Source organism: Halorubrum sp. CSM-61, from assembly GCF_003781945.1.
Taxonomy (GTDB): Archaea; Halobacteriota; Halobacteria; order Halobacteriales; family Haloferacaceae; genus Halorubrum.
On the sequence record NZ_RJJW01000007.1, the window covers coordinates 176336 to 191913 of the forward strand.

Annotated in this window: 4 protein-coding genes and 1 pseudogene; all 5 read left to right on the forward strand. The window is 62.4% G+C overall.

Annotated elements, in window-relative coordinates; translation table 11 throughout:
- The first annotated feature begins 190 nt into the window (after positions 1–190).
- The 5 genes and pseudogenes from EDM04_RS13605 (at position 191) to EDM04_RS13625 (ending at position 15382) form a co-directional block, all read left to right on the forward strand.
- Positions 191–8035: a hypothetical protein gene (locus EDM04_RS13605; RefSeq protein ID WP_123623005.1), complete on the forward strand. Its 7845-nt coding sequence runs from the start codon at positions 191–193 to the stop codon at positions 8033–8035.
- Between the two features lie 3138 nt (positions 8036–11173).
- On the forward strand, positions 11174–12532 hold the full coding sequence (locus EDM04_RS13610) for a hypothetical protein (protein ID WP_123623007.1): 1359 nt from the start codon (positions 11174–11176) through the stop codon (positions 12530–12532).
- A gap of 409 nt (positions 12533–12941) precedes the next feature.
- Positions 12942–13568: a hypothetical protein gene (locus EDM04_RS13615; RefSeq protein WP_123623009.1), complete on the forward strand. Its 627-nt coding sequence runs from the start codon at positions 12942–12944 to the stop codon at positions 13566–13568.
- 248 nt (positions 13569–13816) lie between these two features.
- Positions 13817–14725 (forward strand): annotated as a pseudogene (locus tag EDM04_RS13620) (replication factor A); the annotation flags it as partial.
- A complete protein-coding gene (locus tag EDM04_RS13625; protein ID WP_394338986.1) occupies positions 14708–15382 on the forward strand; it encodes an RPA family protein in 675 nt (224 codons plus the stop codon). The pseudogene EDM04_RS13620 and the gene EDM04_RS13625, both read left to right, overlap by 18 nt.
- The last annotated feature ends 196 nt before the right edge of the window (positions 15383–15578 follow it).

Consider the following 15578-nt stretch of genomic DNA (forward strand, 5'->3'; position numbering starts at 1 on the left):
GCCGACGCTCCCAGCCTTCACTCGAGCTTGGCTCTCGCCGGCCCCGCTCACCGATGACCATACCCAGTCGCCGCCCGATACAAGGACAGATCGCACTTCGCATCCGTCGCGGTCGGTAGAGCCGACCCAGACGTCTCGGTCCCCTCGCTCAGGCCGTCCGAGGAACCGACGTCCCCTCTACGGTGTTCTGTTGACCCTCAGCGTCATCGGTATCCTACTCACGGCGGCCACTGGCCCAGCTATCGCAGCACACCCCGCTGACTCCACGAGTACCACAGAGAGCCAGAACCTCTCTTCTACTTCGCTGCAATCCACGAATGTAACCTCGCCGTGCCAAACTCAGAACAATAACTCGTACGGATGGACGGAACACTACGCGTGTATCCAAGTTCATCTCTACCAGCAGGATCAGGATCTCTCGATCTTCCCAGAAGACGCAACACAGGCCCGGGAAGCTGCGAAGAACGGAGAGTCGGCTGAAACCATCGAGGATTGGCTCTTCCGATACTATCGTACGGAGCAATACCCCGACTGGTGGATGCCGTCAGAGGAACAGATTGAGCAAACCCCGAAGCTCAAGCTCTATCCACTCACGAACGAAACAGTTCACGAGTACGAGACCGCTCAATCTCTCTCCGTCTTTCCGGAGGATGCTCGAGCCGTCCGGTTTGCGGCAACTCATAACGCGACGGTAAACGAACTCCGGATGGCCCTCCTCAACTACTACGCCGTTCAGTGGGATCAGGGCTGGCGGCCGAACTCAGAATCATCCACGACTACCACGACCAACGCAACCGCAGGAGGGGGCTCAAACGGAGGGGAATCGGAGAGTACCGCCGAGTCGAGTTCAAGTAGCGCTTGGTATGCTCCGTATCTTAGTGGGATCGTCGACGCCGCAAATCAATTTCGTGGATGGATGAGTGGAGTGCAGGAGTTCATCGGTGGGCTCCTCATTTGGAGCTTCAAGAATCCCATTATCGCAGGGATTGTCATCTTCACGTCTCTCGTCGTGTTCCTCCTTCTCGGAGTCGCCCGTCGGATGCGGCGGACGTGGACGGCGATGCTTGCGGTCTGGTCTCGATTCGTCCGCGCGATCGTCTGGGTGGCCGATACTATTGGCATCGGAACGCTCCGGCGAACACAAATCAAATTCTTCCGATTCCGTCGCACTCTCAACGTCTATGCTCACGCGCTCGCAGCGATAACAGGCTGGGCAATCCGCGAAGGGTTCCACCGTGTCGACCGTACGATCACAGACTACGTCACCGACGAAGACTCCAGCACGTGGTCGTATATCGCACCACCCGCTCACGCAAGCGCCAGTAGCACAGCTGATGCCGCCGTCTCGGAGACAGCGTACGCGAAGAGCAAGCGCCTCCTCGATCCTCTCGATGCACCAGCCGTGTACGAACTCGATGAGGATGAACCACCGCGACCAGGAGACGACCTCTGGTACCGCATTACGGCCTCCGATCAGCCGGCCTCACCGGAGACAATCACCAAACAGATCGAAGGTCTACCCAATCTCACTGACGGGCTAGAAGTCATCATCCGATCGGCACCTCACGACCCCGAGATCGGAGGAGAAGAAAGCGAGCTTCAAACTACTGAAGGCGATGGCAACCGACTCGCAATCGAGGTTCTAATCCACTTCATCGAGGACGGCCAGACGAGCACGCTCGACCGGACGAAACACAACTGGGTACGACAAGCCTTCGGTGGTCCCGACTACGACGTCACACCCGTCTCGACGACGCTCCAGCGACTCCTCCGCGCCCGGCCGTACCGGCGGTGCAAGCATCTTCTCGGGAATGATGCGACCCCATCAGCGACGTTCCCTTGGAGTAACGCGCAATCATCGGACGCCGCGACAGACGGTGGGCGGACTCTCGACGAGGACACGCCCACACCGAGCGAACGTGCAGCTGCAGCCGAGGCGATTCCTCAACGGTACTTCCGAGAGCATCTTGAGGATCAGTTCACTGCGGTTTGCCCGGAAGCGCCCGTGAGCTATCCACTCGGTTCCCGAGGAACCCGCCGTTGGGACTTCCTCCAGCGACTCAACGTCTTCGACGAAACCGCTGCCGAAGAAGCCCCTCCGATGGAAGCCGCTCTCGATGCACTCCTCGAGACCGACGAACCTGCACTACTCCGTGCCCGGATTACATCCGCAGGCGACCTCAGCGACATCATTCGGCAGAAACTCGACGTCATCGAGGGTGAGGAAAGCACCCAGTTCGACAAACGAACGAATCGCCGTGGGCGTAGCCGTGCGACACCAAGCTCGGGAGAGAATACCACCGAGGAAGACCGGGCTGCTGCTCGAGAACGAGAGAGTAGTCGGGTCCGTGGGGAAGTCGCGAGCGCGGAAGGGACACGGAACGAAGAACTCCAGAACAAGGGTGTGACTCGGAGTTTCAAAGTCACGATGGATGTCTTCACCCAACCCACACCCTTCTTGAACGACGCCCTCGAAGAGACTGCTGGAGGGTCAGTTGAACCCTCCTCAGAGGCCCACCCCGTCCCCTCCCCCCTCTTCCATTCAGACGAGGACTCCACCTCTGCCTCGACAAATACGGCGAGTGACGGGGGCGTCTTCACCGAAGAACAGCCCGATCTCAACGAGATAGACAGTACTGCCGATCTATCTGGTTCCGACACCGACATCGAGACCTTAGCGAGTCGAGGTGACACTCTCCGAGTGACTCCCGAGACGCTCGCTAAAGCCGCAGCCAGCCAGCGGACTACGGCTCGCGACGACGCCTGGCGGCTCGCAAAAACGTGGGCGACTGCTGCTGACGGCGAGTTCAACAAGCTCACTGAACCACCAGAGAACAGCCGCCTCGCAAAGTGGGCACGGCAGTTTGGGTGGCGGAGACATACGCTCGGACAGCTCCGTGACTCGTACCGTTTTCACCGCGCTCAGGAGTATGCTGGTAGGGCACCCACATTCGGCCTACACTACTCTCTCCGTCGCCGCTGGCCGATCGTCCTCGCCGCCGCCGACGAACTCCCTTCGTTCACAGCACTCCCGAGTACCAGCGCTGTCTCGGACGACCTCGCAGCCCATATGGAACGCCAACTCTCCCACACAGCCCCACTCTCTGAACTCTCTCCTGCCGAGGACAACGAAATCATCGGTACGGACATTGACGGGGCCACGCTCGGCTATGCGTTCGATCGTCTCCACGCTAGCGACCTCACTCGTCCCGTCAAACATCGCACGGACTATATGGACCGGTCGATCCTCCACCAAGGGCTCCCCGGCTCCGGGAAGTCTGTCGACCAAGCTCACGAGATCGTCGAGCGTCGGAAGGCCACGAACGGCCCCATTATCATCTACGCCGGCCCCGGCGCAAACGTCGGTGAACTTGCTGTGCGCGGTCTCTTGGATGAATTCGGCGGAGACTGGGTGCGCGAGCACGTCCACTGGTTCGATATGCCTGAGGTCCTCCCCGGACTAACGGTCTTCGACACACGACCCGCCCAACAGGCTGACGACGCCCACGGCAACCCCCAGGCTGCAGAGAGCGTCGCGACCGACGACACCCCTCCCCAGCGCCCTGATATCGCTTCCAAGGACACCAGCTGGGAGACACACGGCTCACAGGTTATGCAGACTGTCCGGAAGATAGCCGAACTTCTGATGGGTGAGAGCGACTTCCAGAACGCCCGCGTGTCTCGTGATGTCCTTCGGGCCCTCGGGACGGCTGGCTTTTCACCACACACATATCCGACAGGCGTCGATGGCACGCCTGCGTACAAGCGGAAAGGCGGTGATACCAGCAATAACACGCTCCCAACTGCCGACGACCTCGTGAGCGGCGGAAATCGCTCCAACGATGAAAACGAGGACGATTCAAGATCTCGACAGCCCACCGTGATGCCGTTCCGCTGGGGGTACGACGCCAGCCCGAACGTCTATCCCCTCTGGCAGCTCCAAGAGCAGACCCAGCAGGTCACCGAACTGACGAGGTTGATGGATCCGGATATTCCGATCAATCCTAAGGATTTACTGCCTGATCCGGGCTCGCACGCAGTCAAGCGGAATATGGAGACGCCGTTCAACAATCAACAGCACACCGCCCAGCAGATCCTCGGCGGTGTCACCAACCGTTTGAACGCGCTTACGACGGACGCCCGTCTCGCGCCCCTCTTCAATAACACGACCCGGCGGTTCTCCTTTGCCGACTTCCTTTCTGGCGATCGCCAGAACGACGTCCTCATTTTCGACGTTGAGGATCTCGATCCGGACGCCCAGCGTGACTTCGTCCTTACACACGAACTCCTAATGCAGTACGAACTCGAACTCTACAAGTCCTTCCTCAAAGAGGAGGCAACTGCGGACGATTACTACGTCAGCGTCTTCATCGACGAGGCCGGCCGCCTCGTCGAGCCGGATGACCTTGCAAAGATGATCGCCGTCGCCCGCAACCACTCTGTCTCCCTCTCACTTGCCGTCCAGACGCCCGACCAGCTCTTCGACGCCGACACCGACAACAGTGTTGGCGACGACCCGACGTACGCCGAGATCATCGGTAATATTCAGACGACCGTCGTGCGTGCCGGTGAAATCACGCGTCAGCAGGCAAAGGCGCTTTGTCCGGCCGACCTCGAGGTCGAGGACTTCATGGATCACGTCCGCGATCTCCCCGTCGACCACCGGCTCGTCCAGTATCCGACACCTTCCGAAGGAACACGGTCTCAGACCATCGAAATCGCCCGCATTCCCCTTCCGAACTGGCATCAGGATGCCGAGGAAGCCCCCGAAGGATACGATTCTCGCGAAGATTTCGAGGAGGCCTTCCGAGAGGTTCGCGCCGATGTCATCGACCAGACGAACGAAGAGTACGGAATCCCCGACGACGAGTCAGAATCGGCTGTCCGTAACCGGGCGATTCTCAACATCCCCGAACTCGCCCACCATCTCACAATAGACGACCCACTCCTCCCGGTTGTCCTCGCGTGGGCGACTTGGATAGTCGCTCGTGACCCACCCAACGGGCCCGGTGAAGAAACTCTGCACAGCGTCTCCAACACCGACAGCAAGCTCCCTGACCTCGAAGACCCAGTTGAACCAAATAATGATTCGACGATAGAGGACTCCCCGGCTGAGGAAGTCAGCGCGATAGATGTCCTATCGGACGATGCAGGACCCGATGAATACACAGCTGAATCGGTATCTACCAGTCGCGAGAACGATTCTCCATCCACTACGAGCGAGCAGCCAGATACGCTGTTCGACTCAGGTGGGTGGGCTCGCGACCAGTGGGATGAGGCGAAGACCGAGCTCACCCAATCCAATACCGAGCGCCAGACTCCTCCCTCGGCCGCTGAGAGCTCAGGCCCTGCGTCCAGTCTTCATCACGTCCTGAAGGGCAGTATGACGACTGACGAGTGGGAGGAGCTTACCGACCTCCTCGAGAAGGGGAAGTCGCTTTCCCCAGAAGAATGGGCGATTCACACCGACCTCCCGACGTACCGGAAAGATGAGGAATCCATCCAAGCCCGTGCGCTCAACAGCCGTGTCGCGACTCTCCTCAACCAAGGTATCCTCACCGAGGATGAAGTGGCCCGGATTCAGGAACTCATCGATCTCGCACGGGATACCGGGAACTGGCCACCGACTGCGGTTCGTGATCGTCTCGACACGGAGTCCGAAACTGCGCCAGCAGACAAATCGTTTCCCGAACAGCAAAGCGCCACTGTGGATAACGAGAGTGTGTCCGCGGCGATCGAACGCCGCCGGACCAGTGAGAGAAATTCTGTTGGGATCGACCCGTTCGATGGGGAGGAACCACGACCCGGAACGTACCGCTGGGTGCGCCTTGACGAGATGTACCGCCGGCTTCGCCTCGAAGTCGAGAAAGTCCTCGCCACAGAGGGCCTCAACGAGGGAGAACGTAATCGTCGCCGCGATGCCCTCCCCTCGCTCAAGGCGTGCGCCGATGAGATCGAGGCGTTAGGCACCATTATGACCCATCGGGGCGTCGCTGGCGACACTCCCATCCCGGAAACAGACGGTATCTTCGAGATTGAACTCGCGAAGCACCGTGACGACGTCCCCGGCGACGAGGGCTACGCCATTCGGTTGACTCCCGAGGGTGCTCGTCTCCTTCTCGAAAACGTGTTTTCGACTGGCTGGGTCGCAACCGCTGGGACCGATACTCACGATACCGGCCTTCGAGACGCTATGACGGCACTCGAAGACGCAGTCCCCACCCGAGTCAGTGGCCGGATCATCGACCAAGACACCGGGGACATCCCGGACGCCGTCCTCACAGTCTTCGCCAGCGAGCCTACGGAGTGCTTCGCTGACGACATCATCTCATGCACAGTCGAAGAGGAGACCGACCCACGTCGACACCCCACGAAGAAACTCCGTAACCTCAAGAAGGCGCTTAACACTACTACGAAGAGTGGCGAATGTCGCCTCCCCATCTTCGTCGCCGAAACGCCGTGGGACGAAGACGCAGGGGCCCCCGACCTTGGACCTGCCACCGCATTATCGAACATCCTCCGTGATCCGATGAACACTCAGTGGTCGGGTCGCCGGTTCTACTCGCAATCGAACACGCCAATCGAATTCGACGGCGGCGCCCGCGACGGCGGTGTCACCGCTGTCGTCCCCCGATCGGACACAGAGAGCGCCGGCACGTCGATCTGGATTCGCGACCCGGACCCCGACTCGGACGACTGCCTCCTCGTCGCCCCGACCGCCGACAACATCGGCCATCCCGATGACGAGGATATACACCTTCGTATCGCTCCCGGTGACTTCCAGAACCTCACTCCCTCGAGCATCCCGTACCGGGCGACATGTCCCCCGAGAAGTGCAAACGAATCAGCTCGCTATATCGTCGAGACTCCGGGTAGCGAACAGACGTACAAGTACGAGACGGAAGAGCGGTTCCGTGAGGATTGGGTCCGCGTCAACAAGCCATTCGTACCCGACATCGAATTCCGGCACCAGGACTACCCAGAAACCGCATATGCCACCCTCGTCCGATACGAGCCGCCCCGCGCCGGCGACGACGCACAGGCACGTATCGCCTGGTTCGATCATCGGACCTCGGGCGACGAGGAGATGGGGACGCTTCGGCCCGTCGAGGACCTCATCGAAGCGATTCAGACGGGCGAACTCAAGCCGGCGTCCGCTGACCCCGGAACGGCACCCGAATGGACTCACGAAGACGAAGTCTCGACCGACGAAGCACAAGACTCTGAAGTGGATGAGGAAGACACTGGCGCGTCATCATCGACGGACGAGGCACCAGACGAATCCACTCCCGAGCCATCCGACAACAAGGACGAAGAGCTTGACGGCGATGATACTGACACAACGCAGTCCGAGGAGGGAGAGACAGACGATACTTCCGAACCACTCCAGGATGAGGGGAAAGCAGCTACCGCCGCGTTCATCGCGGCTTACCTCCGTCCTGCACCGAACAACGTCGTGGACGTGGATATCGCCTTCGACCGTTGTCAGGAATTCGCGAGCACGCACAACCTCGTCTCACCAGAATCAGAGGACGAGTTCGCAGAAACGATCGATTCCCTCTTCGATGCGTTCGACACGGACACCGGAATCGACGGAGACCTCTTCGACATCGATCGCGACGTCATCAGTGCCCTCGAAGAGGGATTCAATATTGTCTCAACGTCAGGTGGAAACGAAGACAGCACTCGAACCGTTATATTGGGTGTGAAGATGGTTGATCCCACAGAAGAAGACACGTCGTTCTTAACGGAAGCAGCGCCCGAGCAGTCGGCAGGTGGTGCGGCGTTCATTGCGAACCAGCTCACGTCCGACCCTGACGGAGCGCTTCCGAGTTCGGAAACCTATGACGAATACGTCGACACCGTCACCGACTGGGGATTCGAGTCTCTCCCTGACCGAGGTTCGAGTGTGACGTTCAAACGGTTCCTCCAAATCTGGGGTGCGGTGCTGTTCGGCGTCTCGGTCGAACGGAAACGCCGGCGGATCGACGGGTCGCCTACGCGGTGCTATACGCACCTCGAGTGGCGCGAGTAGCCTCTTGATTTTCTCTCTCAGTCTACCGCCTCGATCTCCCGTCTAATACTATGAAATCAAACTGATATTTCCGATAATTTCCCTTCTGACGGTGTCCCTTAATCCTCGATTTTCTAGAACTATTACTGAATAGCATATTTTGGATAAACCACCGGACGGAACGGTAATACAATACTGGAACGGTAAATCGGAACGCGAATCTCTGAGGACTCACAAAATCACCATATAGCGTCGGGATGGTAAACTGGAACGTCAATCATTAGCATACACTCCCGAAAGGACCGGATCCTTTTGCAAACTGGAACACCGTGCAGTCTTGCGGTTTTCACCGGAAACCTGGACACATCTACGCACCACCACACACCAGCATCTCGATAAACTGGAACTCCGCGCAGTCTTGCGATTTCGGGCCTATAGTCAACTCCGTGCTCAGAACACCCTTCGAGCGACTCTCCGCACTCTCGAAACTGGAACGCTACGCAGTCTAGTGATTATCCCCGGCTATTGAGAAACTGGAACACCCCCTTTCCCACTAGTATAGAGGGGGCAGATTCGTGTGAAAGGGGGGTACCGATGTGTTCCGGCGAGCGGGTACCCTGGCAGCGGGTACAGGCTGGCCCCCTGGGCGGTCGTCGAAGACGAGTGTCTGATGCGTATCAGATTGTGGAGAAGTCGGTAGCCGAAGCCGAGGTGAATAGCCGTTGTGTGTCGCGTGGAGAGCGCGGCCTGTCGTAACGTAGGAGCTGGTGGGTGGCGTCGAGGTGTAGCATCGAGCGCGCGTGGGGAACATACGGCTTTGCGTACGAGCGAGTGGGAGTGGATGGTCGTGTCGCGGTGGTGCCTACACTAGGGTCTGCTGGCTATCGCACGGGGACGTCAGGGTGCGTATCTCAAACAGGCTAGGGACGTGCTGCGTATCGCGGCTCTCGCCTCGTGGTTCGTTCTCAGCGTGAGGATTGGGCACGGTGACGTCGACTTCGCGAGGGGCTGTCGGCTGTACTCGAGGCGGGGGGTCGCGCCGTCGTGAGACGCCGTGGGCTGTCGATAGAGCATAGTGGTGTGGCCTCGGCGGCCGAGTGGTCGCTGTCGCCACCGCGTTCCGGCGTGACGGCCGTCGGCTCGCTGCTCTGGCGCGTATGGATGCCCAATCGGTGTGTCTCGAGAAGGGTGCCGCGCGCGTCGGGGTCGCGCGCGCTTTGGATCGAGACCGCCGCGACGAGCAGAGCTCGTCGGACGGTCTCCGTGGGTGAATTAGGACCGCGTCGTAGCGGCGGCTGATTTCCGGGACCTGCTCCACACGCTCTGGCCGCTGACGGCGGGCCACGATTTCGGGGAATCGCGTAGCTTTCCCCGAAATCGGCCGCCTCACCGGCCAGTCCGTGGGAGCCGATGTCGTCCACTCACCCGCCGAAGTCCGCGGATTGCGCGGTCACGAGACACCGACGCGAACCGGACCCTACCCGCGAGCGCAACCCGCTCGCGGGTCCCTTCCAGTCCGCGACGGCGCCTCGTAACACCGCTCATCGAGCGGATTCGGCGGCCTCGGGAGACATCGGGTCGTGCTACGACCAGGTTTCCTCACTCGGTCGCCCCCCTTGCGCTGGCGCGTGCAGTAGCGCGCGCCGCGCACTCACCGGGAGGGGCCGCCGGAGCCACCAGCGATTTCCGCGGACCCTACCCGCCCCCACCGGGGCGGGTCCCTTCCACGGAAATCGGGCGCCTCTGTCGGCCTCCCGGCGAGTCGGGGCGAAGCCGGGCACGGGGCCTGCCGAGCCGAAGGCACGGGAGATCGCGTCGCTCACTCCGTTCGCCTGAGTCATACGTCGCCAGCACGCTGAACCGGACCGGGTCACGATTTCGCGCGGATACCTTCCCGCGCTCGCAAGCTCGCGCGGGCCCCTTCCACACGAAATCGACCGGTTCAGCGCGCGGCGACGCACGACTCAGCCCGGCCATATGCGGCCGATTCATCTGCGTTCACCGACCCGCACCCGGACCTCGATTCCGGCAGACACTACCCGCCTTCGGCGGGTCCCTTCTCCCGGAATCGGCCGTGCGCGGCTGGTTCACGTTGTTCATCGGCCGCATCTGCCGGGTTCGCGACTCCCGTACCTCGGCGGGCAGGGCCCCGCACCGGGCTTCGTTCTGGCGGTACGGGCCACCCGCCAGAAGCCGCCGAGCAAAAATTAATTTCTTTCCTCTTAAGCGTCCACGGGACGGGCGGGGGAAGCCGCCGTGCCGTTCCTGACCTGGCACGATCTCAGCGGACCCTACCCGCGCTCACACGTTCGCGCGGGTCCCTTCCACTGACATCGGCCAGCTCACGACGGCAGCCGGCTCCCCTGCCGGTACCCGACGGCGCTCGCGCTATCACACACGCGCGAGCGCCGTCGTTCCGACAAGCTCGAGACCCTGACGCGGGCCGCGATTCCGCGGAGATACTTCCCGCGCTTCGCGCGGGCCCCTTCTCCACGGAATCGGCCGCCTCAGTACCTCTCGCCGTGTCGGAAGGAACGCTTAAGAGGAAACCATCCCCCCCACTTGTCGGATATGAACTGCACGTCTTGGGGAGACCACTTGCCGGATGCCTCTGGCGCGTGCATTCCCCTGATCGCGGCCGCCTTCGGCAGACACTACCCGCCTTCGGCGGGTCCCTTCTCCCGAACGCGCCCGCGTCAGGGGTGCACCCGCCGGACGCCTTCCAGCTTGTGGCGCTGGGCGCGGGCCTCGATTCCGGCAGACACTACCCGCGGCGCATCCGGTCGGTGCGCCGCGGGTCCCTTCTCCCGAAATCGGCCGCGCCAGCGTCCAAGACGCACAGTCCCTTCCAACTGTTGAGGGGGATTGAAATCATAGAGTCAGGTAGCCCGTGACAGGGCGTCGGGCCGTCGGCAGGCGGCGCCGGGCGGTCGGCGTGCGGAACGTCGGCCGCTCAGGCGCGCCCCGCGGTGGGTTTGTTCGCCCCTCCGCGCGGTGAAGGGTGTACGAATACACCCGTCGGTCGGCGGTCAGAAGGCGGGCGCGGTGGAGCGCGCCCAACAGGGGATCACTCCCCGTGAAACAGCAATGTCTAGTTTCAACTCAGGGCAAAAAAGCCCATCGGCGGTTGGACAGCCTGACAAGTACGACGAACTCGAGATGGATCTGCTCTACAGCAGTCCCCATCTGGAGAACGGCGATAACGTGGTCGGTGTGGACATCGACAAACGCCCCCCGACCCCGAACGACGAACCGGTCGAGGACAGCCGGGGGCAGGAACTCGTTCCTGGAAACTATGCGCGAGAACGCTCGGCGCGGATGGACGCGCAGTACCGGGCGGCTGCCTCACAGCACGAAACGTCGGACGAGGACGACCAAGAAGACGAGACGGGGCTCCCCCACAGGCGCGAGATGACCGGCCGCGCAGGTGGCACCTACGCGGATGTTCAGGCAGTGATGCACGGCCAGCAGTTGGGCGACGTCGTTGAGGGCGATGTCGGCGAGCTGGTGCGCGGCGTCTCCACTGGGGTCTACTGGGAGCAGGCACTCGCGGAAATGGACATCCCCGAGCCTCGACGCGACCTGCAAGCGCCGTTCGCGGAGGTGTCCCCGGAGCACTACACGCTAGCGACTGAAGAGCGAATGCGCGGCGAGTTCGAGGCCGATGAGCGGAACCGCGCGAAGGCGATCGCGGCAGAGGTGGCGGGCATCGACCGAGCGGCGCGGTCGCGAGACGATATGCGGACGCGGGTGCCGATTCGCCACTCCGTCTCAGAGAGCGACGACCCGTGGGAGGGCCCGCCGGCAGAGACGGTCGGCGTCAAGCGCGTTGATCCGGCAGACGACGAACCGGTCACGACGACGTCCGTGAGTGACGGCCCTGACCCGCGGGCGTCACTTGACCAGGAAACGCTCGCCCAGGTGAACAAGGGCGCGGCGCGGCTGGCCGAGCACTTCCAAGGCGAAGCAGCGATGTCCAGAGCGACGTTCGGGAAGTGCATCGCCCGGCACATCCAGGACGGGTCGGACGTGATGAACGCGACGATCGCCGTCAAGGAGACACTCGAGCGGATGTTCGAGATCAAGCAGCCCATCGGGTCGATCGATCCCTACGAGCAGTGGGAGACGACGGTCGAGGCGGAGGTGACCACGCTGTGGACGCCGAAGCATCGGTCGCAGTACCAGGTGGGACTGGTGCAAGACGAGGCCGGCGACACGGCGAAGTTCACGGTCTGGTTCGCGGCGGGTGACAAGCCGACGCTCGCGGTGGGCGACCGGATTCGGGCGGAGCGGGTGCGTGTCAACGCCTACAAGGGTGATGCGACCCTGGCAGTCGTCGGTGATACGGACCTCACCATCCTCGACCGGGGTGACGGCCCGATGACGCGGCGGAAGCGGCAGTCGGATGATCCGACAATCGCTCCGTGGTCGGCCGATAGCGACCAGCACGCGTGGATCAACCACATCGATATGGAGCGGGCGATCGAGGTCACGCTCGGACGGCGGGACGACGAGTAGGCCATCGCTCGGCCGCTTTTTTGCGTGTGCCGCGAGTAGTCCTCAGGTAGGCATCGCAACCGGCTGGTTAGTGTGTGGCTCCCGGCACCCACTACCCACCGCCCCGCCCACCGCTCCGTGCTCGCGACGCGAGCGTCGCTGCGCGCGCAGCCACAACCTCGACAGCACCGCGTGGCCCGTGGGGGCGCTCGGCGACGCCATCACCCGTGGCGACCGACGTGAGTTTGTCCCTCCCAACAGGGGGTGAGGTGACTTCACAGATGTCCAGCGCAGCAGCTCCCCGTGAGCGATCGCGACCGCGTCAAGCACAGCTGTCCGACTTCCGTCGGCGACCCCGCGAACCGGGGCTCTACGAGCCACCGACGATCGAGGACGACGACTGGTGGCCTGGGAAGGCAGGTGAAGATCGATGACCGAACGGACGCTTCGCATCGAACGGGCGGTCAACGAGCTGATGAACGACCTTCCGGCTGACGTCGCGTCCGAGGACATCGTCGACCAGCATATGCAGCGACTCGTCGCGGACTACGGCCTCTCTGTAGATCGTGCACAGACAGCCACTCGGCAGTACCTCACTGCGTCCCGCGAGGGAGTGGCGGAGTACCTCGTCACCCACCTCGCTCGGACGACTGAGACGCCGCCGACCCGTGACGCGGTCGTCGAGGATCTCGAATTCCTCGCCAACTGGAGTGTCCCTCTTGAGGACGCCTCTGCTGTCGTCCGCCGGAAGTACGACCCCGCGGACCCGGCCGATCCCGACTCTGGCCTCGACTCGGCAACGGGCGTTCCAACGGGTGCAACCGATGCTGAGGTCGCGGCCGCGATCCCCAGTCTTGACGACCACGAGTGGTCGTCCACATCCGACCGCGCCCACCCTGGCCCCGACGACTCAGATATCCTTGACGCCGATTCGCGGGAGACAGATGACGGCACCGCCGCCTCTACCTACAGACGCATTTGGAGGACACGGATTGTCGCCCGTCTCGCCTCGACGATCCGCACCGCTCGCCGGAGGCTGGCCGAGCATCGCCTCTGACCAACGACCGAACGCACCGCACGCGGTTTATCCCCCCGCGGGGGGTGAAGGGGGACTCACGACTATGCAGGTAATGAGCCGAATCCCGGCGCGCGTGGCGACACCCACCACCCGCGTTCCCGTCGCAACGGCGGTTTATTTCCCCCGGATTGGGGTGCAGGGGCGTGAGCAGGAAGGCGCGCAGGGCGTCGACCTGACTCGAGACGTCCCACCAGCCGATTCCCGAACGCGAATCGGAGTGACCAACGATGGCAGTAGCTAATTCCATTCCCGACGAAGCGGCAGAGCTCGCTGACCAATTCCCGGACGACGTCGAAGTAGACGAAGCAGAGATCGCCGAGCGATTCTCGATGCTCGTCGACGAATACCGCGTCCCGAAGGACGAGGCCGTCCGCACCACGCGGAACTACTTCCTCGACGCGTACGGACTCGACTACGACGATTTAGACGGTCAGAGCGGTTCCAGCGGTCCGGCCGACGAGCGCGAGATCGCGACCGTCGAGGGTCCGAACGAGTGGCTCTCGGTCACGGCGAAGGTCGTCCAGCTCTGGGACAACGACGTCGACTCCATCGCTCAAGTCGGCCTCATCGGTGACGAGACCGGCACCATCAAGGTGACTGTGTGGGAGTCCGCCGACGCACCGACCATCGAGGAAGATGGCGTGTACCGATTCGAGAACGTCGTCTCCGACGAGTACCAGGACCGACTCAGCGTCCAGGTCAACTCCGCGTCCGACATCATTCCCGTCGACGACGAGGACGCCGCCGACCTCGAAGTCGGCTCGACCGATGTCGAGGCCGCTGGCGCAGTCGTGGCTGTCCAACCCGGAAGCGGCCTCGTCAAGCGATGTCCCGGCGAGGACTGCACGCGCGTTCTCCAGAACGGGCGCTGCTCCGAACACGGCGAGGTCGACGGCGAGTTCGATCTCCGCGTGAAGGCGGTCATCGACGACGGCCAGACGGCCTACGACGTCCTCTTCAATCAGGAAGCCACCGAGGATCTCACCGGCATCACCATCGAGGAGGCCAAGCAGATGGCGATGGACGCTCTCGACACGAGCGTCGTCGCCGATGCCGTCGAGGAGGAGATCCTCGGACATTCCTACACGGTCTCAGGGCCGGTCATCGGCAACTACCTCGTGGTCAACGACTGTGAGGCGGGCAACACTCTCTCCGAAGACGCTGTCTCGCCCGGGAGCGCAGCGAATGGTGACCGCGAGGTCGCCAAGCGCGTCTTCGCCGAGGAGTTCAACAACGCAACAAGCACCTTCACCGAATCCGACGAAGACCGTGCGCCCGTGTACTCGCTGCTGCCGTCGGGTGAGAAGGCCAATCGTGTCTTCGTGGTCGGAACGCTGACCGAGACGACGGACGTCGGCAACGACTCCGAGTACTGGCAGGCCCGCATCGTGGGCCCGACCGGGACGTTCTTCGCCTATGCTGGGCAGTACCAGCCCGAGGCCGCCAGCGTCCTGCGGAATGCGGAAGCCCCGGCGTACGTCGCAGTGGTCGGCAAGGCGCGCACCTACGAGACCGACGACGGTGACATCAACGTCTCCATCCGCCCCGAGTCGATCAGCATCGTCGACGGTGAGGCTCGGGACGCGTGGGTCGCGGAAACCGCCGAGCAGACGAAGGCACGGCTCGAGGCGTTCGACCCCGACGACCCCACCGAGAACGACGACGAGCGCAACTACGATGCGATGGCTGTCGACCTCTACGACCCTGATCTCGATGCCTACGAGGCGATGGTCAGCAACGCTCTCGACGACCTCGAGGCCGGCGAGATCAACGAAGGAGAGGACGACGAGTAGGGCGGCGCACTCCCCGCTGACGCTGTCTCTCCCTCCGTCGTTCGACTCGTCTCACGCACTTCCACATCCACGCTTCGGGGGGTTTCTCCCCGACAAGATTTTTTCGCATACGCTCCCGACCCCACCCCGAGCTCGGTCACGATGTAGAAGCGGCTATCAACGCCGCGAACAACTGGCTCATCGACGAAGCGCAGTC

What these genes read in the sequence shown, in the direction of transcription:
- EDM04_RS13610 (WP_123623007.1), top strand. Translation starts at nt 11,174, where the DNA reads ATGGATCTGCTCTACAGCAGTCCCCATCTGGAGAACGGCGATAACGTG.
- EDM04_RS13615 (WP_123623009.1), top strand. Translation starts at nt 12,942, where the DNA reads ATGACCGAACGGACGCTTCGCATCGAACGGGCGGTCAACGAGCTGATG.